Genomic DNA, 20,199 nt, shown 5'->3' on the forward strand with positions numbered 1-20,199 from the left:
ACAAGGTTCCGGGTCCCTGGAAAGAGCTCAGCCGCGGGCCGGGCGAGCGCTTCGAGGGCGCGGCCGGCCCACGGGGCGTCGCTCCTGGCACGCGGGCGGGCCCCCGGTCGTCCCACCGGGGGCCCTTCCCTCACGCGCCCCGGGTCAGAACAGCCCGCTGCCCGGGGTGGCCGCTCCGACGAGCCAGATGATCGCCAGGAGCGTGTCGATGGCGCCCAATATGAAGGCGACCAGGGCCGGCCAGGCGCGGTTGCCGCCTGACCAGGTGCGGCCCATGGCGAGCCAGCCGCAGACGATCGCGATCGGGCCGAGGATGATCCCCAGCACGAAGAAGCCCGCGATCGCGCAGATGACTCCGATGATTCCGAGCGTCGCGCGATCCGGCCCGCTCCGTGACCATGTCCGGCCATGTGATCGGGGGTACTTGCGCGTTCCGTGTCCGAAGCCCGCCATCATCAACTCCCTGACACCCTTGGTTGGTTGGGTTCGTCTCGGGTTCAACGATGCGAGTACCCCGGTCTCCGCCGTTAATCCTCCGGCCTTGCGGCGCGCCGCCCCCCTCCGGCAGCGCGCCGCAGCGCCGTCCGTCCTCCTCGTCGCACGAGCGTGCTGTGCGGAGGACTTGACCCACTGTGACCTGCGGCGCGTACCGGAGGCGAGAAATCTTTAGCCCCTTCACCCTGATAGGGGAAGAACGCTGACGTCTCGTCAGGCGTGACCTGCGGGTTCCTCAGATGTGACCGACGCCCGCGCCCGCTTCCGCGTTCTCGCCGCGCTTGGTGAGCAGGGCGACGAACACCGCCACGACCGCGACACCGGCGGCGACCAGGGACGCGAGGCTCATGCCGGAGATGAAGGTGTCGTGGGCGACGTCAGTGATCTTCGCGACGATCGCCTCCGGGGTGCCCTTGGCCACCGGCGCCACACCGACCTGGACCGCTTCCGAGGCCTGGTCGAGCTGGGCCGGGGTGAGCGGCGGCAGGCCCGCGTCCTTCCAGTTGGCCGCGAGGTCGCCGTCGACCTTGGAGGCCATCACGGCGCCGAGGACGGCCGTACCGAGGCTGCCGCCGATCTGCATCGCGGCCTGCTGGAGACCGCCGGCCACACCGGAGAGCTCCATGGGGGCGTTGCCGACGATGACCTCGGTGGCGCCGACCATCACGGGCGCGAGGCCGAGACCGAGCAGGGCGAACCAGAGCGACATGACGGCGCTGCCGGTGTCCGTCTCCAGCGTGGACATCCCGAACATGGCGATCGCGACGGAGGCCATGCCGCCGGCCAGGGGGATGCGCGGGCCGAGCTTGGTGATCATCGCGCCCGCGAGCGGGGAGCCGACGATCATCATCCCGGTGAGCGGGAGCAGGTGGAGACCGGCGTCGATCGGGCTCATACCGTGCACGTTCTGGAGATAGAAGGTCACGAAGAACAGGCCGCCCATGAACGCGATCGCCATCAGGACCATGAGGACCACACCCGCCGACAGTGCGACGGACCGGAAGAGCGCGAGCGGGATCAGCGGTTCCTTCACCTTGGTCTCCCAGAGGGCGAACAGCGCGAAGCCCACGGCGGACACGGCGATGAAGGTCCAGGTCAATCCGTCGCCCCAGCCCCAGGTCGGGGCCTTGATGAGCGCCCAGACCAGGCAGAACATGGCGCCGGACAGCAGGGCTATGCCCAGGATGTCGAAGGAGCGCGGGGCGTTCTCGGCACGGTGGTCGAGGAGGATCAGCACGCCGAGGACGAGGGCGAGGACGCCGACCGGCACGTTGATGAAGAACACCGACTGCCAGTTGACGTGCTCGACGAGGACGCCGCCGAGGATCGGGCCGCCCGCGGTGGAGGCACCGATGACCATGCCCCAGATGCCGATGGCCATGTTGAGCTTCTCGGCCGGGAAGGTGGCCCGCAGCAGGCCGAGCGCGGCCGGCATCAGCAGGGCGCCGAACAGGCCCTGGAAGACGCGGAAGGTGACGACCGCGGAGATGCTGCTGGACATGCCGATCGCGCCCGAGGCGGCGGCGAAACCGACGACACCGATCAGGAAGGTCTGGCGGTGGCCGAAGCGGTCACCCAGCTTGCCCGCGGTGATCAGGGCGACCGCCAGCGCGAGGAAGTAGCCGTTGGTGATCCACTGGACGTCCGCGAAGCTCGCCTTCAGGTCCGACTGGATGGCCGGGTTGGCGATGGCCACGATGGTGCCGTCGAGGGCCACCATCATGACCCCGACGGCCACGGTCAGGAGGGTGAGCCACGGGTGGCCGCGCAGTCCGGAGGCGGGTGGCTGATCCGACGGGGACTGTGACGCCCTGTCCCCCGGCCCCGTCGTATCGATGGTGGTCTGACTAGTCATGTGTTCGAGGCTAGTGACAGCCACTGACAATTGACAAACCAATTCACAAGTCGGTAACTGACACCAATGGAAACTCTGCGCGAACGCAAGAAACAGCGCACCCGGGAGTCGCTGCTGCGGGTCGCCATCGAGCTGTTCACCACCCGGGGCTACGAACAGACGACCGTCGACGACATCGCCGACGCGGTCGGGGTCTCGCAGCGCACCTTCTTCCGCTACTTCGCCGGCGGCAAGGAGGAGGCGGCGCTCGCCCTCGACGAGATGACGGTGGCGCACTTCGTCGACGGCGTACGCGCGCGCCCCGCGCACGAACCTCCGCTGGAGGCGCTGCGCCAGGCCGTACTGGACGGCTGGGACACCCTGCAGGAGGTCGTCGAGTCGGTCGCACCCGTGGAGTGGTTCCTGGACATGTACCGGGTGATCGAGTCGACACCTGTCCTGCTCGCCGCCCATCTGCGGCGCTCCGCGGAGATCGAGGAGGTCCTCACGCGGGTGCTCGCCGAACGCGAGGGCCTCGACGCGGGCACCGACCCACGGCCCAGGCTGCTGGTGGCCGTCTTCAGCGGCGTGATGCGGGTCACGGAGCGGCAGTGGCTGGTCGACGGGGAGTTCAGCCTGGAGGCGATGCGCGAGTTGACCGCCTCCTACCTCGAACTGCTGGGCCCCGCCCTGACCGGCAAGTGGTCCCCTTACACCAAAACGTGATCCCCGTCACTCGATTAACCCGAGACCGTCTCGTTCTCCTAGTGTGTCCTTTCAGTGACTTCCTTCGACACCTCCCCGCAACTCAACGTCTGGCGCGCACTGCTCGCGCTGGCCGTGGTGTTCGTGATGCTGGCGACCACCGGCTGGACCGCACTGCGCAACCAGAGAGAGGCCACCCCGCTCCAGGCCTCCCTCGAGTCCTGGGCGCACGGCCACCTCCACGGACACCTGCTGCCGGACCCGGACACCGCCTCCCCCGCCCAGCTCACCCGGTTCTTCGCCTCGCTCACCTCCCAGGACCGGGTCCACCTCGCCCAGCGCTACCCGCTCGCGGTCGGCAACATGAACGGCGCCCCCGTGGGGCTGCGCTACCAGGCCAACCGCCTCGCGCTCCTGAAGGCCCGGGGCATCGAGCGCAAACGCATGCACGACCCCCGGCTCACGCCCGAGGGCCAGCAGGAGGCGGGCCGCCGTATGCACCGCTTCGAGTCGCTGACGGCCCCTGAGCGCCACATCCTCGCCTTCGACCCGGACGGCTCCGGCCGGGTCGCCGAGGTCTTCGGCGACCTGCGCACGGCGCAGCGGGTGTCCGTGATCGTGCCCGGCGTCGACACCGACCTGCTCACCTTCCAGCGCACCAAGCGCAGTTACTCCGCGCCCGTCGGCATGGCCAAGGCCCTGTACCGGGCCGAGCGCGAGGCGAGTCCCGCCACCCGTACGGCGGTGATCGCCTGGGCCGACTACACGGCACCCGCCGGACTCGGCATCGACTCGGCCACCGCGATGCGCGCCGAGGGCGGCGCCGTCCGCCTGAACGCGCTGGTGCGCGCACTGCCCGGCACCGCGCCGGTCTCCCTGTTCTGCCACAGCTACGGCTCCGTGGTGTGCGGTGTGGCCGCGCACGCGCTGCCCCGCCGGGTGGCCGACATCGCCGTGGCCGGCAGCCCCGGCATGCGGGTCGCGAACGCCTCCCACCTGCGCACCTCCGCACGGGTGTGGGCGATGCGGGACGCCGACGACTGGATCCAGGACGTGCCGTACCTGGAGGTCGGCGGGTTCGGCCACGGGGCCGACCCGGTGTCCTCCGCGTTCGGCGCGCGTGTGCTGTCCGCCCGGGGTGCCGACGGGCACGCCGGCTACTTCGAACCCGGAACGGAGAGTCTGCACAACTTCGCCGAGATCGGCATTGGCGCGTACCGCTCGGTGCGGTGCGCCCACGAGGACGAAGCCTGTCGCGCCGGTTTGTCCGGCACGGCCACGGCCGGACGCGCGTAGAGACTGCAGGAAGTGCGGTCTGCGCGAGGAGGGGACGAAGGAGCTCGTGCCGAATACGATGACCCGCATGGGTGACGTACTGGCCGGATTTCATGCCGCCTGGGAGTTCGAGTCCGACTCCGTGCTCATCCGCTACGAACGGGGGATTCGCACACCGAAGCTCTTCCAGGCGCTGGGCGAGCGACGGATCCCCCTGGAGGCGATCTCCGGGGTGACGCTGACTCCCGGGAAGCGGGGCACGGTGGTGCTGCACGCCGAGCCGCGGCCCGGGGCGGACCCGCTCATGGAGGCGGCGGCGGGGCAGTTGAAGGAAGGGTGCGATCCGTACCGGCTGGTGCTGCCGGCCGACAAGGAGACGCTCGCCGAGTACTACGCGGACGAGCTGCGTGCGCTGCTGAGCGAGGACGACGAGCCCGCCGACAGGTTCCTGGTGCCGGCGCCCGAAGTGCCGTTGCAGTTCAAGGCGTACGACGGGAAGGCGTCCTTCGACGGCCGGACGGTGCGCTTCCGCTGGTTCTGGACGGGAGCGTCCTCGGCGAAGTGGAAGGCCGGTGACCAGAGCTTTCCGGTGTCCGAGCTGACCGGGGTGGAGTGGCGGTCGCCGGAGGTGCTCGAGGGGCATCTGCGGCTGCTGCGCGGGGAGCAGGGACCCGCGCAGGCGGACCAGGATCCGGCGGCGGTGGTGTTCGGGCTGGGCTACGGCCCCGTGCACGAGTCGTTGCCGTTCGCGGCGGCGGTCCTGGCGGCCGTACGGCAGCGGGGGCCGGGGGCAGCGGTCCCGGCGGTGAGCGTGCCGCGCCGGGACCCTGCCGACATCGCCGAACGGATCCGCCATCTCGGGGAGTTGCATCAGGCCGGGTTGGTCACTGACGAGGAGTTCTCCGTGAAGAAGGCGGAGTTGTTGGCGGAGCTCTAGCTCATTCCCGGCCCGCTGAAGAGAACCGCATGTCTGCGTACCTGTCTCCGGCCACCTGTGCCGCGATGGGCTCCAGAAGTTCCAGCTCCTCCTTCGTGAGGGTGATGGCCGTCGCCGCCGCGTTCTCCTCCACCCGGCCCGGCTTGCGGGTGCCCGGGATGGGGATCACCGCGAGGCCGTGCACCGATGCCTGCTGCTGGACCCAGGCCAGGGCGATCTGCGCGAGGGAGACCCCGTGGGCCTCGGCCACCGTGCGGATCGGCGCCAGGAGGGCGGCGTTCGCCGACGCGTTGTCGCCCGTGAAGCGGGGCTGCTGACGGCGGAAGTCGTCGGCGGTGAGTTCCTTCGCGGCGTCGGTGAAGGACCCGGTGAGGAAGCCCCGGCCGAGCGGGGAGTACGGGACGAGCGCCACGCCCAGTTCACGGGTCGCGGGGACCACCTGGGCCTCGATGTCACGGCTGAACAGGGACCACTCGAACTTACGGGTCAGGGTGCATTATTGAGACATGACGACGAACACCGCGAACCCACAGCTCAGGGCAGTGAGCCCTGCGGGCAGCGCGCAGCGCGCAGTGATCTACGCCCGGATCTCTGAAGACCGGGACGGCGATCAGCTCGGCGTCGCCCGCCAGGAAGAGGCATGCCGGAAGCTCGCCGCTGACCTCGGCTGGCACGTCGTCGGCGTCCTGGTCGACGACGACAAGACCGCATACGGCAAAAGCGGCCAGCGGGCGAAGCGCCCGGCGTTCGCGACCCTGCTCGACATGCTGACCGCCCGCGAGGCCGACGCCGTCCTCGTCTGGCACGTCGACCGTCTGTACCGCCAGGCCCGCGACCTTGAGCCGCTGATCGACGTGGTCGAGCGCACCGGGGCCGTGGTCCGCCCCGTCACCCATGGCGAGCTCGACCTGACCACCGCGTCCGGCCGGATGGTCGCCCGTATCCTCGCCAGCGTGAGCACGCACGAGATCGAGCACGCACAGGAGCGCATGCGCGAGAAGAAGGCAGAGCTTCGCGCCGCCGGTCACTTCCACGGCGGCGTCCGGGGCTTCGGTCACAAGCCGCTCCGCAAGCGTGCGCCGGGTGCTGCTCCGCAGATCCCGCAGACCGACCCTCGTGAGGCAGCCCTCATCCGCGAGGCAGCACAGGCCGTGCTCGCCTACGCGGCGGACCCGAAGACCGGCAAGAGCCTCGGTGCCATCTGCCGCGACTGGAACGCCCGGAAGATCCGCACACCGCGCGGCAAGGAGTGGGGCATCCCGTCACTGCGCGCCATGCTGACCGGTGCCCGGCTCGCCGCCCTGATCGAGTTCGAGGGCGAGATCATCGGCCCCGCGCAGTGGGAGCCGATCCTCGACGTCGAGCAGTGGCAGGCCGTGCGCCGCGTGCTGCGCGACCCGGGCAGGAACACCTACACCGACCGGCCGAGCGACCAGAAGATCAAGTATCTGGGGACCGGCATCTACCGCTGTCACAAGTGCCGCGAGACGGTCGGGGCTGGCGGCTCGAAGGTGGGCGAAGAGCAGCGCTACCGCTGCCCTGCCGGGCACATCACCCGGTACGCCGCGCCGATCGACGACGCCGTGGAGACCGCGATCATCGCCAAGCTGGTGCACGACGCGCCGGTTGTTGCGCCGAAGCCCGCTGCGGGCGGTGCCGACATGGAGGAGCTGAGCACGCGTCGCGCCGCGCTGACCGCTCAACTCACCGCCGTCACCGAAGAGTTCGCGGAGGCAGACGAGATCGACCTCGCGCTCTACCGCACCCGGGCCCGCAAGCTGCGGGAGAAGATCACCGCCGTCGAGGAAGAGATCACCGACGCGCAGACCAGGGCCGCCGCTGCTCGTGAGCCCGGCCCCTTCGACGACATCGACCGCACCGCGCTGCTCCACGAGTACATCGAGCACCCTGACAAGGCGCTGGCCCTGTGGCGCGAGACGTACTCCCTCGAACGCCGCAGGAAGATCACAGCCGCTCTGGTCGACGTGACGATCCTGCCCGGCCGCCGGGGACGCCCGAAGGCGGGCGCTCCCGTCTTCGACCCCGCGTCGCTCGACATCGAGTGGACACCAGCAGCCTGACGCACAAGCACACGACGAAGCCCGGCCAGGGGGAGGATGGCCGGGCTTCGTGCTGGTGTAGGCGGGCTACTTCACGCGCTTCGGCCAGTGGCACGTACACCCGCAGCGCCGGGCGAGCAGTAGGCCACCACCGTGCGGCAAGGGAACGTCTTCGGTCTGCCTGCACTGGTCGTGCAGCTCTTCGTATCCGGGGCGTTGGGCGACCGCGCACTCGGCGGACAGGGTGTCCGTATCGCTTCGCGCCGCAGGATCGACAGGCGGCGCGCTCACGGCGTCTCGCCCCTGCTCCGGGCGTTGGCCATCCGGACACCGAACGACAGGGCCTCCGCTGTCGTGGCGGGCCTCAGCGGGCCGTGTGCGTCCCACTCGCGCCCGCCGCCGGGCGGCCGGAGCTGAACGTAGGGCCCCTCGTGGCCCATCACTCTGCCGACCTTGCGCGTCGCCTCGTCCCAGACCAGTTCGCCGATGTCCGGCGTGAACTCGTTCATGATCGTCGTCCCCTCGCAGGTCCGACTCACGCTAAGAGCGAGGGGAGTTGAGCAGGGGCACAGATTGTGCCCCCTCGTCAGGCAGCCAACAGGCCGAGCTTCACGGCCAGTTCGGACGCACGCCGACGACGTGCCGGGATCTTCGACTCTGCCTCTTCGAGGACGATCCTCTTCGCGTACCCGTTGTACTTGATCGTCTCCGGGGCTGCCTCGTGCGCCTTGTCGAGCGTGACGAGCGCGACGTCGGGCTGGCCGTCCAACTGGTAGCCGCGCGCCTCCTCGATCCGGTGCCTCGCCCTGCGGGGCCGTGAGGGGATCGTGACCGCGTCGGCGGCAGCGGCCTGCCGGACGGACTCACCGCCCTGGTGCAGCTCCACGGCGACGGTGACCGCGTGGGCGCCCATGATGGCCCGCGAGAAGCTCGTCACCGGGTGGTAGTAGCCGTCAGGCAGCCGGTTGGCCATCTCCCGCGCCTGGTCCCAGTAGCGCCATGCGGTGCCGGTCGCCCCTCGCCGGGCAGCGGTGTACCCCGCCTCGAAGGTGAGCGCCCCGGTGATCGCCAGCACTGCGTCGCTGGCGTCCGGCAAGAGCGGTTCGAGGTACGACAGGGTCTCCAGATTCACGGCGTCGGCAGCGTCGAAGTGCGCCGGGCCTGAATCTCGGTGTGCCTGAGCGGCCAGCCACGCGGCGACCCCGATCGCGTGCGGGTCCTCGCTCTCCTGCGCGGCGATCAGGCCCCGTTCGGCGACTCGCCAGAGAAGGGCGGCGTCCGGCTGGTACGCCACGAAGAACTGGGCCAGCGAGTAGACCTCGGCGAGCACGGCCTGTGCCGCCCGCCGGTCGCCTCCGGTGTCGGCCTGCCGGACAGCGGCCTGCGCGTCTCTGATCAGCTCCGGCAGCAGGGCGCCGACGACGTCTCTGTGGTTGGGGGCCGAGTGCCGGGCGGACCAGGCCCGTGCGAGCCGTGCCCGCAGGTGCGCGGTGGGCGGTGCCTCCCCCGCACTGGCAACCGGGAATGCGTCGATCGCGGTCTTCACGGCGGCAAGCCGGGGATGACCAGGTCCGGCGAACAGGTCGACGTGCACCGACTGATCGCCGGTGAGGTCGGACAGGTCCCGCACCCGCAGCACTTCGGCGATGCGGAGCACCATGTCGAGCTTCGGCGTCTTCAGGCGGCCGGTCTCGATGCCCTTGACCCAGGAACCGGACTTGCCGACGAGCCCGCCGAGCTGATCGCGGGTGATCCCCCTGCGGGTGCGCAGGAGCTGAAGACGCTGGCCGAACACCAACGGGTCGGCATACGGATCGGCTTCGCCGCGCCGCAGGTGATCGGGCGTACCCTCGGGAGATGTCACGGCCTTGCCCCTCTCTGCACAGCTCGTCACTGTCAGGGTAGGGGGCAGGGCCGTTTCGTGTCCGGTACGCAGTGATCCTCCGGCACCGATGGTGATCGTCACCGAGCCGGCGAATACGTCCGGCCGGAGAAATGATGTCCCCGGCGGCGCTGCTCCCCGCCCCGGTGACTCGCGCTGAAGTCGTCCGTCCCGCAGCCACGTTGCTGCCTCCCGGCTCCGGCTACGTTCCCGGCACGACGCATCGCCTCAGCCCTGGGAGACCGCCAGAGCCGCAACCACGGCTTCCTCGTCCGGCCGCCAGAGGCTGAGCCGTCCCGTCGCGCTGATGGGCGACGCAAGAGCCGTCACCCCTTCGAGCACCCAGTGCCAGGCGCCGTGCTCGCCCCACCGGTCGGCACAGCAGCCCTCATCCCGGTGGCACGTCACTCTGTCGACGACGGCGATGATCGCCCCGTAGACGAGCCCCCGACCCGAGTCGGGGGCTGCTTCGAGCGCTTCGCGGACGCCGGGCACGGCCCACCCGTCGGCGTCGTCCTTCGTCCCGGCGTGGATCAGCAGCGGGCCCGTGAACCCGGCGGGCACGGCCCAGCTCCGGTTCTCCACCGGCTTCCGTCCAGCAGCGATCAGGGCGGCCCAGGGCTGCCGGATCGTCAGGGCGCGTACGTCGTTCATGCGCTCAGTGTCGAGGAGCCGACAAGGACGGCGCAGCATGCCCGAGGGGCCGGGAGGTTCGCTCCTCCCGGCCCCTCAGTGGTTCCCGGTACGAGTCACTGCACGGCGGCTGAGAGACCGCCAGGCGAGCGTTCAGCCGCTCCCGTTGACCTTGCTCAGCTCGGCCTTGGCTTCGCTGAGACGACGGCCGCCGGTCGCTCGTGAGACACCCAGCAGTTCGGCCGCCCGCTGAGCCGACAGCGGCTCACCGGCCTTGAGACGTCGCACAAGCTGGCTCACGTCTGGACCGTCGTGAGCCGTCTCACCGACGGCCTGAGACGGTACGGGTGTCTCACGGTGAGACGGCACCACGGCCAGCGGGCGCCGTGTCTCACGAGGACGTGTCTCACGCACCACCGGCTGAGCCGTCTCACGGCGCACCGAGTGAGACGCCGCGACGTGCATCAGGTGGCCCAGGACCAGGGGCGGTGCACAACTCACTGAGACGACCAGCCAGACCGGGGCGGGGTCGGCCGACCAGTAGCCCGTGACGAAGAGGTGACTCACCGGCTGAGCCGCCATCGCGGCACCGAGTGAGACGAACGCCCCGACGACCGCAGTGAGACGCCCTTGAGACCCCTTGCCCCGGCGGGTCGCCACCGTGGCGGCGATGCCCGCGTAGGCGATGAGACACACCGGCATGCCCCACGCCAGCCGGGGGTTCCATCCCGCGAGCAGGGCCAACTGGTGCTCACCGGGGGCGCACATCACCATGACGACGACGGCGACGACCGGCCAGCCGCACCGGGGCAGCCAGTCGATCCACTTCGGCACCCGGGACAGAGCAGCGGCCGGAGACGTCTTGCCGATCTTCTTCATGACCGGCCCTCCCTGATCAGTCGTCGCAGGTACGAGTCCGAAGGCACGCGGTGACCCTCACCGGCCAGCAGCCGGGCGAGGGTCGGCTGATCACGTACGCCCTGCCGGATGAGCTCCTTCGCGCGCTGAGAAGACGTCGGTTCAGGGGTTCCGGAACCAGGTACCGGCGGTTCTGAAAACCGCAGGTCAGCGGGGTTCCGTTCAGCGGGTTCCGCCCTAGGGAAAGAAGAAGGTTCCGCTGCCGCCCTGACGTTCGCCTTCACCTTCGCCTCGATGATCTGGTCGAGCTCCTCAGCCGTGACGGTCCTCGTGCGTCGGCGAGACGTGTGTCCCTTCCGGCGGCGGTGCTTCCACCACGCGAGCAGCCGCCTGCGCAGGTGCTCGCGGATCTTCGTCCACCGCGACGCGACCGCGAAGACGGCGGTCATCAGGGTCACAGCCAGCCAGCAGGCGAGGCCGAGCAGCCAGCCCCGGGCGAGGCCGATGACGACGGTCGCGACAGTGCCCGCCAGCCAGATCAGGGCGAGTACTTCGGCGGTGCGGTCGGGGTTCTCGTGGGAATCTTCATGCATGGCTGAGGGGTCCTTTCCCTCGGTCTAGGCGCCCCGCCGGGCTGTGATCCCGTGCGGGGTGCCGCTATTGCTGAGTGTTCGTCAGATGGGCCAAAGACGGCCGCTGTCATCTCGTCGGACCTGGCAGGCATTCACCAGGGACACGAGCCCGGTTGCGACCATGTAGCGGTCGACGACCCTTGCCGCTGCTTCGTGCTCCGCGATCGTCCGGCCAGGCTGCGATTCGACGAGCGCCAGCAGACGCCGCACGCGGTGCGGGGCCAGGAAAAGTGCCACGTTCGTCATGCACAGCTCCACCTGTCCGGCTGCCGCTGGGCGGCGAGCCCCTGCGGGCCGTGGTCGACGCTCGCGCGGCCGTTGGCGACGAGCAGTTCCAGGGCCTCCCGTATGGCCTGACGGTCCGTCATCCGGAGGGCGGTGCCGATCATGTCGAGCGTCGCGCCGGTCGCGAGGCCGGAGGCCCGGCGGTCGCGGAGCACCTTCATGATCCGTGCGGCCAGCGGCTGCTTGTGTGCGGGAGTTACGTCCCGCTGACCTCGCTGGTAGACGCTCATGCGAGTGCCCCCGCCGCGCGCAGCTCGTTGACGATCTCTTCGGCGACGTCGGCAGGCAGAGTCTTGATCAGCCGTCCGGCCGTGACGGTCCCGCGATCGCGGGGCAGCGTCCAGCGGACGAGCCCCTCGACGGCGCGGCGCAGATGCTCGGACCGGCGCCACACTGCCTCGAACTCGGCGACCGTCAGATCGAGCACCGTCCGTGTCTTCGCCTGCTGGAGCTGCTCGCCGGTCGCGCGCTCAGCGAGTGCGACCACCTGGGCGACCGCCGCCTCGTGCGTCGCCGTCAGTTCCTTGATCGCGAGCTCCAGGGCTTCGGGCACGCGCTCCGGCGGGAGCTGCGCGAACAGGTCGGGGATGTCCATGATCAGTACCTCTTCCGTTTGTCCGCCGGGATGCTGATCACGAGGTGCGAGCGGACCCGCCGCCTGTCGGTCTCGCTGAGCTTCGCGTAGTGAGTCAGGCACGGCCGCAGGTTGCGGCCAACTCCCTTGCAAGCACAGGGAGTTATGTTCTCCTCACTCATGACTCGCCCCCCAGCTTGTCCAGGCGCTGAGCAACGGCGTCGAGATGACGAGCTGACGTCACGTCACCGGCCGCGCGATCCCGTACGGCCTGGGCGCGGTACCGCGCGGCTTCGCTGGCGAGGTGTCGACTGCGTTCCGCCTCCGAGACGGAGGGGGTGACCGAAGCCGAGGCCGTGACCCGAGTCGCGGCTGGCGGACGGTGGGTGCGTCCGCCAGCCGCGTTGAGCCGCCTCGTCGCGCGCTCGAAGTCAGCGCGGGCTGCCTCCAACTCCCTTGCCTGGGCTGCCTGTTGGGCGGCTGTGCGGCGCTTGGTCGTCTCGCTCTTCACCTCGGCCCACATCTTGTCGACGGCGCTCTTGCCCGACCGCATCGCCTCCGCGTCCTTCGAGCATGGCTCGCCGATGAGCTCGCGGACGGCGGCGTGATCGACCGGACCGACACCGCCACGGACCGCCGCGAGATCGCGCGCCCAGCACCAGGGGCAACCCCCGGCAGCCTTCAGGGACTTCAGGTCGGCGAGCGTGTTGATCACCGCCGGGCCGAAGACCGCCACCGCGTCCGTGTGGAGCGCGGTCAGGGCGTCCCTGCCCTTGCGGGTCGTCGCGTACTCCGCCGCCGACGCGGGGTCGCGAAGCGCCTCGCGGCCGTCGGCGAGGATGACCTTCTCCGGCTCGCGGGGCCAGATCGTCTACGTCGACTGCCGAGATATCCCGAGGGCGGACGCAGCTTCCGCGATCGTCATCATTTCGTTCATCCTGCCGCCTTTATGAATTCCCTTTCGGGACCGGCTGATTAGCTGACAAGGTAGGTATAGCATGACCTCGGAGTGCAGGGATCACCGAATGCCCCGGGCGTGGAAACCCGGGGCATTCTGCTTTCTTATCAGAGATTTTAATTTGTGGGATCACACAACGGTTTTCGGGTGATCCGGGAACGAATTCAAGGAATTGCTGACCTAGAATTGAGTCAGACGGCACAGGACGCCGGGCTGCGGCAACAGGAGAGCACGCCCGCCACCGCGCGGGGCCACGAAAGGGCTCTCCGATGGCCCGTCAGTACCGTCTCTCAGACGACGGCCGCGCTCGTCTCGCCGCCAACGCCCGGAAGGGCCTCGCCGCGATCGACGCCCCGGCCCGCCATATCGCCAAGCTCGAAGAGCAGGCCGACAAGCTCACCCTCGAAGAGCGCGACGCGATGCTCGGGATCGTCCTGCGCAGCGCGCCGAACCGTGACGCCATCGCGTCACCCGAGACCCTCGCCGAGATCTCGCGCCTTCTGGGTGGTGGCTCGGCATGAGCAACGCAAAGAAGGCCCCCCAGCCTGGCAACCGGGGAGCCTCCGAAAAGCGCGACGCGACCAACGTCACTTCCCAGGATACGGCTTCGGACGCGGTATTCGTCGGGTCGGCAGCAGGAAATGCCGGTCGCCTTTCCTTCGAAGAGATCTTCGGCGGTCAGCACCTCGACGACGTCGAACTCCCGGACCCCTGCCGGACGCTCACGCTGAGCCTGTGCGGCGGTGTTCTCGACGACCTCGAAGACTGGGCCGAGTGCTCGCACATGACGCCCTCCGATCTCGTCGGCGCACTGATCGTGCAGGGCCTGGGGAGGGCGTCATGATCTCCACGGACAAGTTCGCGGACGTCTTCGGCGCCGTGCCCGCCGGGGACACCGAGAAGCTGATCAACCTGGCGGTCCTGGCCGTCCGGAACGGCTTCGCGATCGTGCTCGACAAGCCCGGCGAGAAGGTGCCGCTATGCCCGCTCACAAAGGCTCAGCGCACGCGGGCCGACACGGATGCCCAGGAGGCCGCCAAGGACGCGGGAGACGAGCGCTGGGCCATGCGCAAGCATGCGTGCAGCTACTACCACGCGTTCACGGATGCCGAGAAGCTGCGGCGCGTGCTGAAGCGGCTGATCGCCAGCGGCATCACCCCCAACCTCGGTGTACAGCCCCGGCTTTCGCGCATGATCGTGGTCGACGTCGACACCGCCGCCGAGCAGGACGCCTTCCTACTCGCGTGGTCCGAGGCGACCGGCACGGACATGACGTCGATGAAGCCGACCGTGCTCACTCCCGGTGCCCAGAATCCTGACGGCACGTGGAAGCACCGGGACGGCGGTCACTACTGGTTCGCGGTGCCCGAGGACTTCGAGCTGCCGACCAACATCGGCAAGACGACAGGCGACGGCGGATGGGTGATCGCCTGGGGTGACACTCAGGTGCTTGTGCCCCCGTCCTCACGGCCCGAGGGCGCGTACAAGCTGATCGGTCAGTCGATGCAACTCCCTGACTGGCTGAGGGAGTTCATCGCGCAGCGAGCGAAGAGGGCCGGTGATCATGAGCCGGCTGGCGATCTCCGGCTCGACGCCGACGACCCGACCAACGCGTGGGCGGCGAAGCACCCGTGGACGGAGCTCCTCACCGCCCATGGCTGGACCGACACCGGCCGGACCGACAGCTCTTGCGGGTGCCCGATCTGGACGGCGCCGGGCGGCGAGCATCACTCGTGGAAGTCGGCTACCGCTCACGGGCCGGGCTGTGGCCTGTACCCCGAGAACCAGACGAACGCGGTGCTGCACCTGTGGACCGACAACCCGCCTGAAGAGCTCGCGGCTTGCGGGAAGAACGTCACCAAGCTCAACTTCGTCGCGTACACGCGGCACGACGGGAACGTGAGGGCCGCGATGGAGGCGCTCGGGATCGTGGACGAGATCGACGACGACGCGAAGGGCGACACCGAGCCGGTCGCCGACGCGATGATGGCGCAGGCGTCGAACGGTTGGGACTTCCTGAGCCCCGGCGAGCCTGACGAGCCCCCGCTGTGGGGCAACGCCGACGTCGCGGCCCTGTGGCAGTCCGGCGAATCGCTGTTCCTCTTCGGGCCGCCCGGCGCGGGGAAATCGACGCTCGCGCACCTGGTCGTCTTCGGGTACCTGGGCCTGATCCCCGACGTACTGGGCTTCCCGGTGACCGACGACGGCCGCAGGGTCGGGTACCTGGCCATGGACCGGCCGAAGCAGATCAAGCGAGCCATGCGGCGGCTCGTCCGGCCGGAGCACGAGGCAATCCTGAAAGAGCGTCTGATCGCCCGCCGGGGCCCGCTGCCCGTGAATGTCGTGCTCGCCAAGAACCGGGACTACCTGCGCGACTGGGCACTCAGGGAGGGCATCGGCGTCATCGTGATCGACTCGATTAAGGACGTGCTGCCGAACGCCTCTGACGAAGAAGCGGCCGGTCACTACAACCAGGTCCGGCAGAGCTGTCTCGCGGCCGGAATCGAGTGGATCGAGCTCCATCACAACCGGAAGGCCAACGGGCTCAACAAGGAGCCGAACACCCTCGAAGACGTCTACGGCAGTCGATGGCTCACGGCCGGGGCCGGGTCGGTGATCTCGCTGTGGCAGGACGAACCGGGCTCGCCGGTGATCTCGCTCCGGCACATCCGGGCGGCGGGCGAGAGATGGCGGGACACGACGCTGATCCTCGACATGGCGGAGGGGACGCTGAGCGTCGAGTCGGAGCTGACCCTGGAGGACTTCGCGGCGTCGCACCGGCAGGGGTTCACGGTCGCGGAGGCCGCGACGGCTCTGCACGGCCCGAAGCCGAGCAGGGGCGACAAGGAAGCGGTCCGCAACAAGATCAAGCGCATGGAGAAACGCGGCGCGCTGGAGATCGTGCTCGGATCTGACGACCCGTTCGATACCGAGATCCGCTACCGGCCAACGCCGTCATGATCCAGCGCCAACGCCCGCCAACGTTTCTGCGTTGTCGCAGGTCACAGCGCCAACGCCGAAATATCGCGATCAAGGCCAACGCGGCGCCAACGCCCGCCAACGCTTCGGCGTTTATGCAGGTCACAGCGCCAACGCCTAGGCCAACGCCCGCCAACGCCTCTACGCCAACGGCGCGCACATCCCAGGGATGTGCGCGTTGGCGGGGGCCGTGGCTGTGAGAAGAGATCACAGCGCCCGATCAAGATCTGGAAGAGAGCAACGATCATGACGAACCTTCCCGTACGGACCTTCCCCGACGAAGCGGCCGTGGACGACTGGATCGCCGCGAACGTCCGCGACGAAGCCGAGTACGACGCCCGCACGCCCGTGGCGGTAGCCGATCAGGTGAAGGCCGCCACCCGGCAGGTCAACGAGGGCGCGCGCGTCTTCATCCCCAGGGCTGTGGCCTCGGGGGCAGTGCCGTGGGGCCTCACGGGGCGCTCGTCTTCGCGGCTGCCGGGGGAGGATGCCCAACTGCGCGCGGCCGTGCGGATGTACCTCGCCGCAGAGAGCGTGGGACTGCGGCCTCTGTGCGAGCACACGGGGCAGATCCGTCCCATGACCGTGATGTGCGATCCGCCCGTGGTCGTGTGTGTCACCTGCTCGCCGCTGATCTCGCGTCTGGTCGAGAAGATCGGCTTCTTCTGGGAGGGCGTCTGCGACGAGTGCGGGCGCCGGAGCCCCGGCATGTATGCGGCCATGATCACGATGGGGCATTTCATGATCTCCGGGAACATCTGCTCGACCTGCCACGACCGCGCCCTGCGGGTGGCGACGGAGCAGGCCGATCATGTCGTCTTCGTGGGCCGCAAGCGGCCGTGCCCGTGCGGATCAGGGCGCCGATTCAAGCACTGCTGCGGCAAGAACCAAGATCCGTCGGCACGAAATGATCACTGACCGAACACGATCTGGAAGAGAGCCTGATCATGACGAAGCCACTGAATGACGAGGTCACGCATGCCGCGATCACCAAAGGCGCCGAAGAGGCCCTGGGTGACTGGCTCATGATCCACGACTACAGCAGCCACTACGACCTTCAGGACGGTGTCGAGCGCGCGGTCAGCGGGTGGCTCCAAGAACACACCAAGGACCTGATCAAAGCCATCGCCGAGCAGGTCGCCGAGCAGGCTGTGATCAAGCCCCCTCCAGGCCGAGATCCGTCTGATCAAGATCACTGAAACCCCGCCAAGATCCGATCTCAGAAAGGTGATCAACATGGCTCAGCCATCGCAGGGCCGCCCGAACCGCGCGGCGCTCGCAGAGCGCAACGCCAAGATCTTCAACCTCAAGATCGCAGGCGTACCCGAACGCGAGATCGGCCGTGAGGTCGGCCTCAGCCAGGCCCGCGTCAACGAGATCGTCCGCGCGGAGGTCGCCCGCCGGGTCGGTCCCGTCACCGAGGCGTATGCCGACCAGCGCGAGGCGGAGCTCACCGCGCTCTGGCGGGTGACGTACCGGGAGCAGGTGACCGCGAAGTCTCCGGCCGACCGGCTGAGGGCGATCGACCGCCTCCTGAAGATCAACGAAAGCCGTCGTCGGCTGCGCGGTGCCGACGCCCCAGAGGCGATGGAGATCACGCACACCGCGAACATCGAGCTGTCCGCCGAGGCGACCGTCGGGGCCGTGCGCGCTGCGCTCGACGCGGTCAGTCTGCCTCCGGACCGCCTGGCGCACGCGCTCAACGCGGCCGTGGCCTTTCTCGAAGCCGCCGGGTCCGGCGAGACGTTCACACCGCCGGAGCCGATGTCGCCGGGTCTGGCTGGCGCTGTGTACGCGGAGGGCGGCGCGCAGTACATCGACGGCCCTGGCGATCTGCGGTACCGCGTCGTCGCGACCGAGCGACGCCCCGGCCCGGCTGTGGAGCGCCCGGCCCTGATGCCTGCTCCGGCCGCCGACACCGACGTGATTACCGCTGAACTCGACATCATCGAAGCCGAGTTCGCCGACCTCCTGGAAGGAGACGACGATGGACCTGAAGGCGATCAAGAAGCGGCTTCGTGAACTCCGCGCCGACCCCGGCGCGGAGGGCGCGACAGCAGAGATTCAGCGCCTGCGCGGCGAGCTCGTGCGGGCGAAGCAGGCGCAGGACGTCAAGGACATGGAGGCACCACCGAAGAGGCCGAAGCGATGGTCGCCACGTCGTCCCAGTGACTCGCTGGCCGAGGATGCGACCGACGAGGACGGTCGCATCATGTGGGGCAACGACGACGTCACCAACTGGCCCGCTGAGCTGCGAGCACGGCGTGTGATGTGGAGGCCCTGACCCGAGTCGGGGCCTCGCTGAGCTGCGGAAACGCGCACTCCTTCGATCCCCAGGCTGTGGACGACGCGGGCCTGGGGATTCGCCTGTCCGCTCCCCGGCCGATCCCGGCTGCCTGCATGACTATGCAGCGCTCTGAGCTGCGGAAACGCCCCTGGGAAAGCCTGGTGAATAAACGTGCGTCGATCATGAACTACGAGCACTCCGACTGCACGGCGGCGATGGGGTGCACGGCCTGTGCGGCACGCAGCTCCGCCGCGGTGACCTCGCTGAGGCCCAGGTGCTTGACCTTGCCCTCGCGCACCAGCTCGGCCATGGTGCCGACGGAGTCCTCGATCGGCACGTTCACGTCGCGCCGGTGCATGTAGTAGAGGTCGATCGCGTCGACGTCCAGGCGCTTCAGGCTCGCCTCGACGGCCTGGCGGATGTACGGCGGGTCGTTGCGGATGATCCGCCGGGTCGGGTCGTCCGGGGGTATCGCCAGGGCGAACTTGGTGGCGATGACGACCTCGTCGCGGTGGGCCCTGAAGAACGGGGACAGGAACTTCTCGTTCTCCCCCTGGCCGTAGGCGTCCGCCGTGTCGTAGAGGGTGATGCCGAGCTCCAGGGCCCGCTCCAGGGTGGCCCGGGACTCCTTCGCGTCCGGGGGGCCGTACGCGAAGCTCATGCCCATGCAGCCGAGTCCCTGGACGCCGACCTCCGGACCGGTCTCGCCCAGTCGTGCGGTGGGGATCCTGCCGTCCGTCATCCTGCCTTCTCCTTCTCCCAGTCGGTGCTGCCGGCCTCGGCGTAGAAACTGATCTTGTGGTCGAGCACGGCGAGGGTGTCCTGGAGCTCCGCGATCCTGGCCAGCACGTCCCGGCGGGTCGCCTCCAGCAGCTTGAAACGGTCGCCGAACGTCTCGTCGCCCTCCCGCACCAGTTCCGCGTAGCGCACCATGTCGGCGACCGGCATGCCGGTGAGCCGGAGCTTGCCGACGAAGCCGAGCCAGTCGAGGTCGCGGTTGCTGTAGCGGCGCTGACCGGTGTGCGAGCGGTCGATGTGCGGCATCAGGCCGATGCGCTCGTACCAGCGCAGGGTGTGCGCGGTCAGGCCGGTGAAGGCGACGACCTCGCTGATCGTGTAGCTGTCCTCGCCCGCCGGGCGCCGGTGGGGGTGCGGCGGGGCCGCGCAGCTGTCGGTCCTGGTACCCGTGGTCTCCATCACCGTCATGACCCCAACGCTATGACCTTGGAGTGCACTCGAAGCAAGCGAAACCGGTGAGAATTCACAGGACGGCAAGCCGATCACATCGCTAGCGTGCGGAGGATGAGTCTCGTACGCCGTGCCACGACCGAGGACGCCGGAGAAGTGCTGCGTCTGCGCCAGGTGATGATCGACGCGCTGCCCGGCGGGGACGCGTCCACAGCGTGGCACACGGAGGCCCTGCCGTCACTGCGCCGGAAGCTGGGCGAGGCCGACGGCGACTTCGCGGCCTTCGTCGTCGACCATCCGGAGCGGCCCGGGGCGCTGGCCGCGCTGGTGGTCGGGACGGTCGACTACCGGATCGGGAAGGCGAGCAGTCCGCACGGGAGGTCCGGGTACGTCTTCAGCGTCGCCACCGACCCGGACGCGCGTCGCCGCGGGTACGCGCGCGCGTGCATGGACGAACTGCTGGCGTGGTTCCGTGAGCGGGGTGCCGGCCAGGTCATGCTGACCGCCTCCCCGGAGGCCGAGCCGCTCTACGCCGCCCTCGGCTTCGCCCACAAGCCGGACCCCACGATGATGCTGAGGCTCTGAGCGGCCAGGACCCTGATGCGTGCAGCCGCAAG

At 69.3% G+C, this 20,199-nt stretch carries 24 protein-coding genes and 2 pseudogenes; 12 read left to right on the plus strand and 14 right to left on the minus strand.

Features of this window, described 5'->3' with window-relative positions; genetic code table 11:
- Positions 1 to 144: 144 nt before the first annotated feature.
- On the minus strand, positions 145 to 456 hold the full coding sequence (locus ACFYRX_RS27440; RefSeq protein ID WP_389104909.1) for a small hydrophobic protein: 312 nt from the start codon (positions 454 to 456) through the stop codon (positions 145 to 147).
- Positions 457 to 730: 274 nt separating this feature from the next.
- A complete protein-coding gene (locus tag ACFYRX_RS27445; protein ID WP_389104912.1) occupies positions 731 to 2,350 on the minus strand; it encodes an MFS transporter in 1,620 nt (539 codons plus the stop codon).
- 66 nt (positions 2,351 to 2,416) lie between these two features.
- Between ACFYRX_RS27445 and ACFYRX_RS27450 the strand changes: the two genes are divergently transcribed.
- Genes ACFYRX_RS27450 through ACFYRX_RS27460 form a run of 3 tightly spaced genes read left to right on the plus strand, consistent with a single transcriptional unit; the run spans position 2,417 to position 5,246 of the window.
- Entirely contained in the window at positions 2,417 to 3,055 is a 639-nt protein-coding gene (locus ACFYRX_RS27450; RefSeq protein WP_389104915.1) for a TetR family transcriptional regulator, read from the plus strand.
- 54 nt (positions 3,056 to 3,109) lie between these two features.
- Positions 3,110 to 4,330, plus strand: coding sequence for an alpha/beta hydrolase (locus tag ACFYRX_RS27455; protein ID WP_389104917.1), 1,221 nt, complete (start codon positions 3,110 to 3,112; stop codon positions 4,328 to 4,330).
- A 58-nt stretch (positions 4,331 to 4,388) separates the two neighbouring features.
- Positions 4,389 to 5,246, plus strand: a complete 858-nt coding sequence (locus ACFYRX_RS27460) for a DUF4429 domain-containing protein (RefSeq protein ID WP_389105542.1) — start codon at positions 4,389 to 4,391, stop codon at positions 5,244 to 5,246.
- A gap of 1 nt (position 5,247) precedes the next feature.
- Here ACFYRX_RS27460 and ACFYRX_RS27465 read toward each other — a convergent pair.
- A pseudogene (locus ACFYRX_RS27465) lies at positions 5,248 to 5,721 on the minus strand (aldo/keto reductase); the annotation flags it as partial.
- Positions 5,722 to 5,752: 31 nt separating this feature from the next.
- On the opposite strand from ACFYRX_RS27465, the gene ACFYRX_RS27470 reads away from it, so the two are divergent.
- Positions 5,753 to 7,327 carry a recombinase family protein gene (locus tag ACFYRX_RS27470; RefSeq protein ID WP_389104920.1) on the plus strand — a complete coding sequence of 525 codons (1,575 nt, stop codon included), beginning with the start codon at positions 5,753 to 5,755 and terminating at the stop codon, positions 7,325 to 7,327.
- 266 nt (positions 7,328 to 7,593) lie between these two features.
- Here ACFYRX_RS27470 and ACFYRX_RS27475 read toward each other — a convergent pair whose 3' ends face one another.
- The 9 genes from ACFYRX_RS27475 to ACFYRX_RS27515 all read right to left on the minus strand — a co-directional run bounded on the left by ACFYRX_RS27475 (position 7,594) and on the right by ACFYRX_RS27515 (position 12,906).
- Positions 7,594 to 7,815 (minus strand): hypothetical protein, encoded by a 222-nt coding sequence (locus ACFYRX_RS27475; protein WP_389104923.1) that lies wholly within the window; start codon positions 7,813 to 7,815, stop codon positions 7,594 to 7,596.
- A gap of 77 nt (positions 7,816 to 7,892) precedes the next feature.
- Positions 7,893 to 9,104 carry a helix-turn-helix domain-containing protein gene (locus ACFYRX_RS27480; protein ID WP_389105544.1) on the minus strand — a complete coding sequence of 404 codons (1,212 nt, stop codon included), beginning with the start codon at positions 9,102 to 9,104 and terminating at the stop codon, positions 7,893 to 7,895.
- A 312-nt stretch (positions 9,105 to 9,416) separates the two neighbouring features.
- A complete protein-coding gene (locus tag ACFYRX_RS27485) occupies positions 9,417 to 9,842 on the minus strand; it encodes a hypothetical protein (RefSeq protein WP_389104926.1) in 426 nt (141 codons plus the stop codon).
- A 132-nt stretch (positions 9,843 to 9,974) separates the two neighbouring features.
- The gene (locus tag ACFYRX_RS27490; protein WP_389104928.1) at positions 9,975 to 10,700 is read right to left on the minus strand and encodes a hypothetical protein; all 726 of its coding nucleotides are present in this window, start codon (positions 10,698 to 10,700) and stop codon (positions 9,975 to 9,977) included.
- Positions 10,697 to 11,272, minus strand: a complete 576-nt coding sequence (locus ACFYRX_RS27495) for a hypothetical protein (RefSeq protein WP_389104931.1) — start codon at positions 11,270 to 11,272, stop codon at positions 10,697 to 10,699. The genes ACFYRX_RS27490 and ACFYRX_RS27495 overlap by 4 nt, the downstream gene beginning before the upstream one ends.
- Positions 11,273 to 11,353: 81 nt before the next feature.
- Positions 11,354 to 11,557, minus strand: coding sequence for a hypothetical protein (locus ACFYRX_RS27500; protein WP_389104933.1), 204 nt, complete (start codon positions 11,555 to 11,557; stop codon positions 11,354 to 11,356).
- Positions 11,554 to 11,826 (minus strand): hypothetical protein, encoded by a 273-nt coding sequence (locus ACFYRX_RS27505; RefSeq protein ID WP_389104936.1) that lies wholly within the window; start codon positions 11,824 to 11,826, stop codon positions 11,554 to 11,556. The genes ACFYRX_RS27500 and ACFYRX_RS27505 overlap by 4 nt, the downstream gene beginning before the upstream one ends.
- Positions 11,823 to 12,191, minus strand: coding sequence for a hypothetical protein (locus tag ACFYRX_RS27510; RefSeq protein WP_389104939.1), 369 nt, complete (start codon positions 12,189 to 12,191; stop codon positions 11,823 to 11,825). The genes ACFYRX_RS27505 and ACFYRX_RS27510 overlap by 4 nt, the downstream gene beginning before the upstream one ends.
- A gap of 157 nt (positions 12,192 to 12,348) precedes the next feature.
- The gene (locus tag ACFYRX_RS27515) at positions 12,349 to 12,906 is read right to left on the minus strand and encodes a hypothetical protein (RefSeq protein ID WP_389104942.1); all 558 of its coding nucleotides are present in this window, start codon (positions 12,904 to 12,906) and stop codon (positions 12,349 to 12,351) included.
- Between the two features lie 491 nt (positions 12,907 to 13,397).
- On the opposite strand from ACFYRX_RS27515, the gene ACFYRX_RS27520 reads away from it, so the two are divergent.
- The 7 genes from ACFYRX_RS27520 to ACFYRX_RS27550 all read left to right on the plus strand — a co-directional run bounded on the left by ACFYRX_RS27520 (position 13,398) and on the right by ACFYRX_RS27550 (position 18,391).
- The gene (locus ACFYRX_RS27520) at positions 13,398 to 13,649 is read left to right on the plus strand and encodes a hypothetical protein (RefSeq protein ID WP_389104945.1); all 252 of its coding nucleotides are present in this window, start codon (positions 13,398 to 13,400) and stop codon (positions 13,647 to 13,649) included.
- Positions 13,646 to 13,972 carry a hypothetical protein gene (locus ACFYRX_RS27525; protein WP_389104948.1) on the plus strand — a complete coding sequence of 109 codons (327 nt, stop codon included), beginning with the start codon at positions 13,646 to 13,648 and terminating at the stop codon, positions 13,970 to 13,972. The genes ACFYRX_RS27520 and ACFYRX_RS27525 overlap by 4 nt, the downstream gene beginning before the upstream one ends.
- A complete protein-coding gene (locus ACFYRX_RS27530; RefSeq protein ID WP_389104950.1) occupies positions 13,969 to 16,089 on the plus strand; it encodes a bifunctional DNA primase/polymerase in 2,121 nt (706 codons plus the stop codon). Before ACFYRX_RS27525 ends, ACFYRX_RS27530 begins: the two co-directional genes overlap by 4 nt.
- Positions 16,090 to 16,353: 264 nt before the next feature.
- Positions 16,354 to 17,025 carry an SEC-C metal-binding domain-containing protein gene (locus ACFYRX_RS27535; protein ID WP_389104953.1) on the plus strand — a complete coding sequence of 224 codons (672 nt, stop codon included), beginning with the start codon at positions 16,354 to 16,356 and terminating at the stop codon, positions 17,023 to 17,025.
- 29 nt (positions 17,026 to 17,054) lie between these two features.
- Complete coding sequence (locus tag ACFYRX_RS27540; RefSeq protein WP_389104956.1) at positions 17,055 to 17,306, plus strand: hypothetical protein; 252 nt, start codon at positions 17,055 to 17,057, stop codon at positions 17,304 to 17,306.
- Positions 17,307 to 17,343: 37 nt separating this feature from the next.
- A complete protein-coding gene (locus ACFYRX_RS27545) occupies positions 17,344 to 18,129 on the plus strand; it encodes a hypothetical protein (RefSeq protein WP_389104959.1) in 786 nt (261 codons plus the stop codon).
- Positions 18,095 to 18,391, plus strand: a complete 297-nt coding sequence (locus ACFYRX_RS27550) for a hypothetical protein (RefSeq protein WP_389104961.1) — start codon at positions 18,095 to 18,097, stop codon at positions 18,389 to 18,391. Before ACFYRX_RS27545 ends, ACFYRX_RS27550 begins: the two co-directional genes overlap by 35 nt.
- A gap of 193 nt (positions 18,392 to 18,584) precedes the next feature.
- Here the strand turns inward: ACFYRX_RS27550 and ACFYRX_RS27555 are convergent.
- A pseudogene (locus tag ACFYRX_RS27555) lies at positions 18,585 to 19,136 on the minus strand (aldo/keto reductase); the annotation flags it as partial.
- A complete protein-coding gene (locus ACFYRX_RS27560) occupies positions 19,133 to 19,600 on the minus strand; it encodes a MerR family transcriptional regulator (protein ID WP_389104964.1) in 468 nt (155 codons plus the stop codon). The gene ACFYRX_RS27560 and the pseudogene ACFYRX_RS27555, both read right to left, overlap by 4 nt.
- Before the next feature lie 96 nt (positions 19,601 to 19,696).
- On the opposite strand from ACFYRX_RS27560, the gene ACFYRX_RS27565 reads away from it, so the two are divergent.
- Entirely contained in the window at positions 19,697 to 20,167 is a 471-nt protein-coding gene (locus tag ACFYRX_RS27565) for a GNAT family N-acetyltransferase (protein ID WP_389104967.1), read from the plus strand.
- Positions 20,168 to 20,199: the final 32 nt, after the last annotated feature.

Origin of the sequence: Streptomyces sp. NPDC005374 (assembly GCF_042872225.1) — a bacterium.
Classification (GTDB): Bacteria; Actinomycetota; Actinomycetes; order Streptomycetales; family Streptomycetaceae; genus Streptomyces.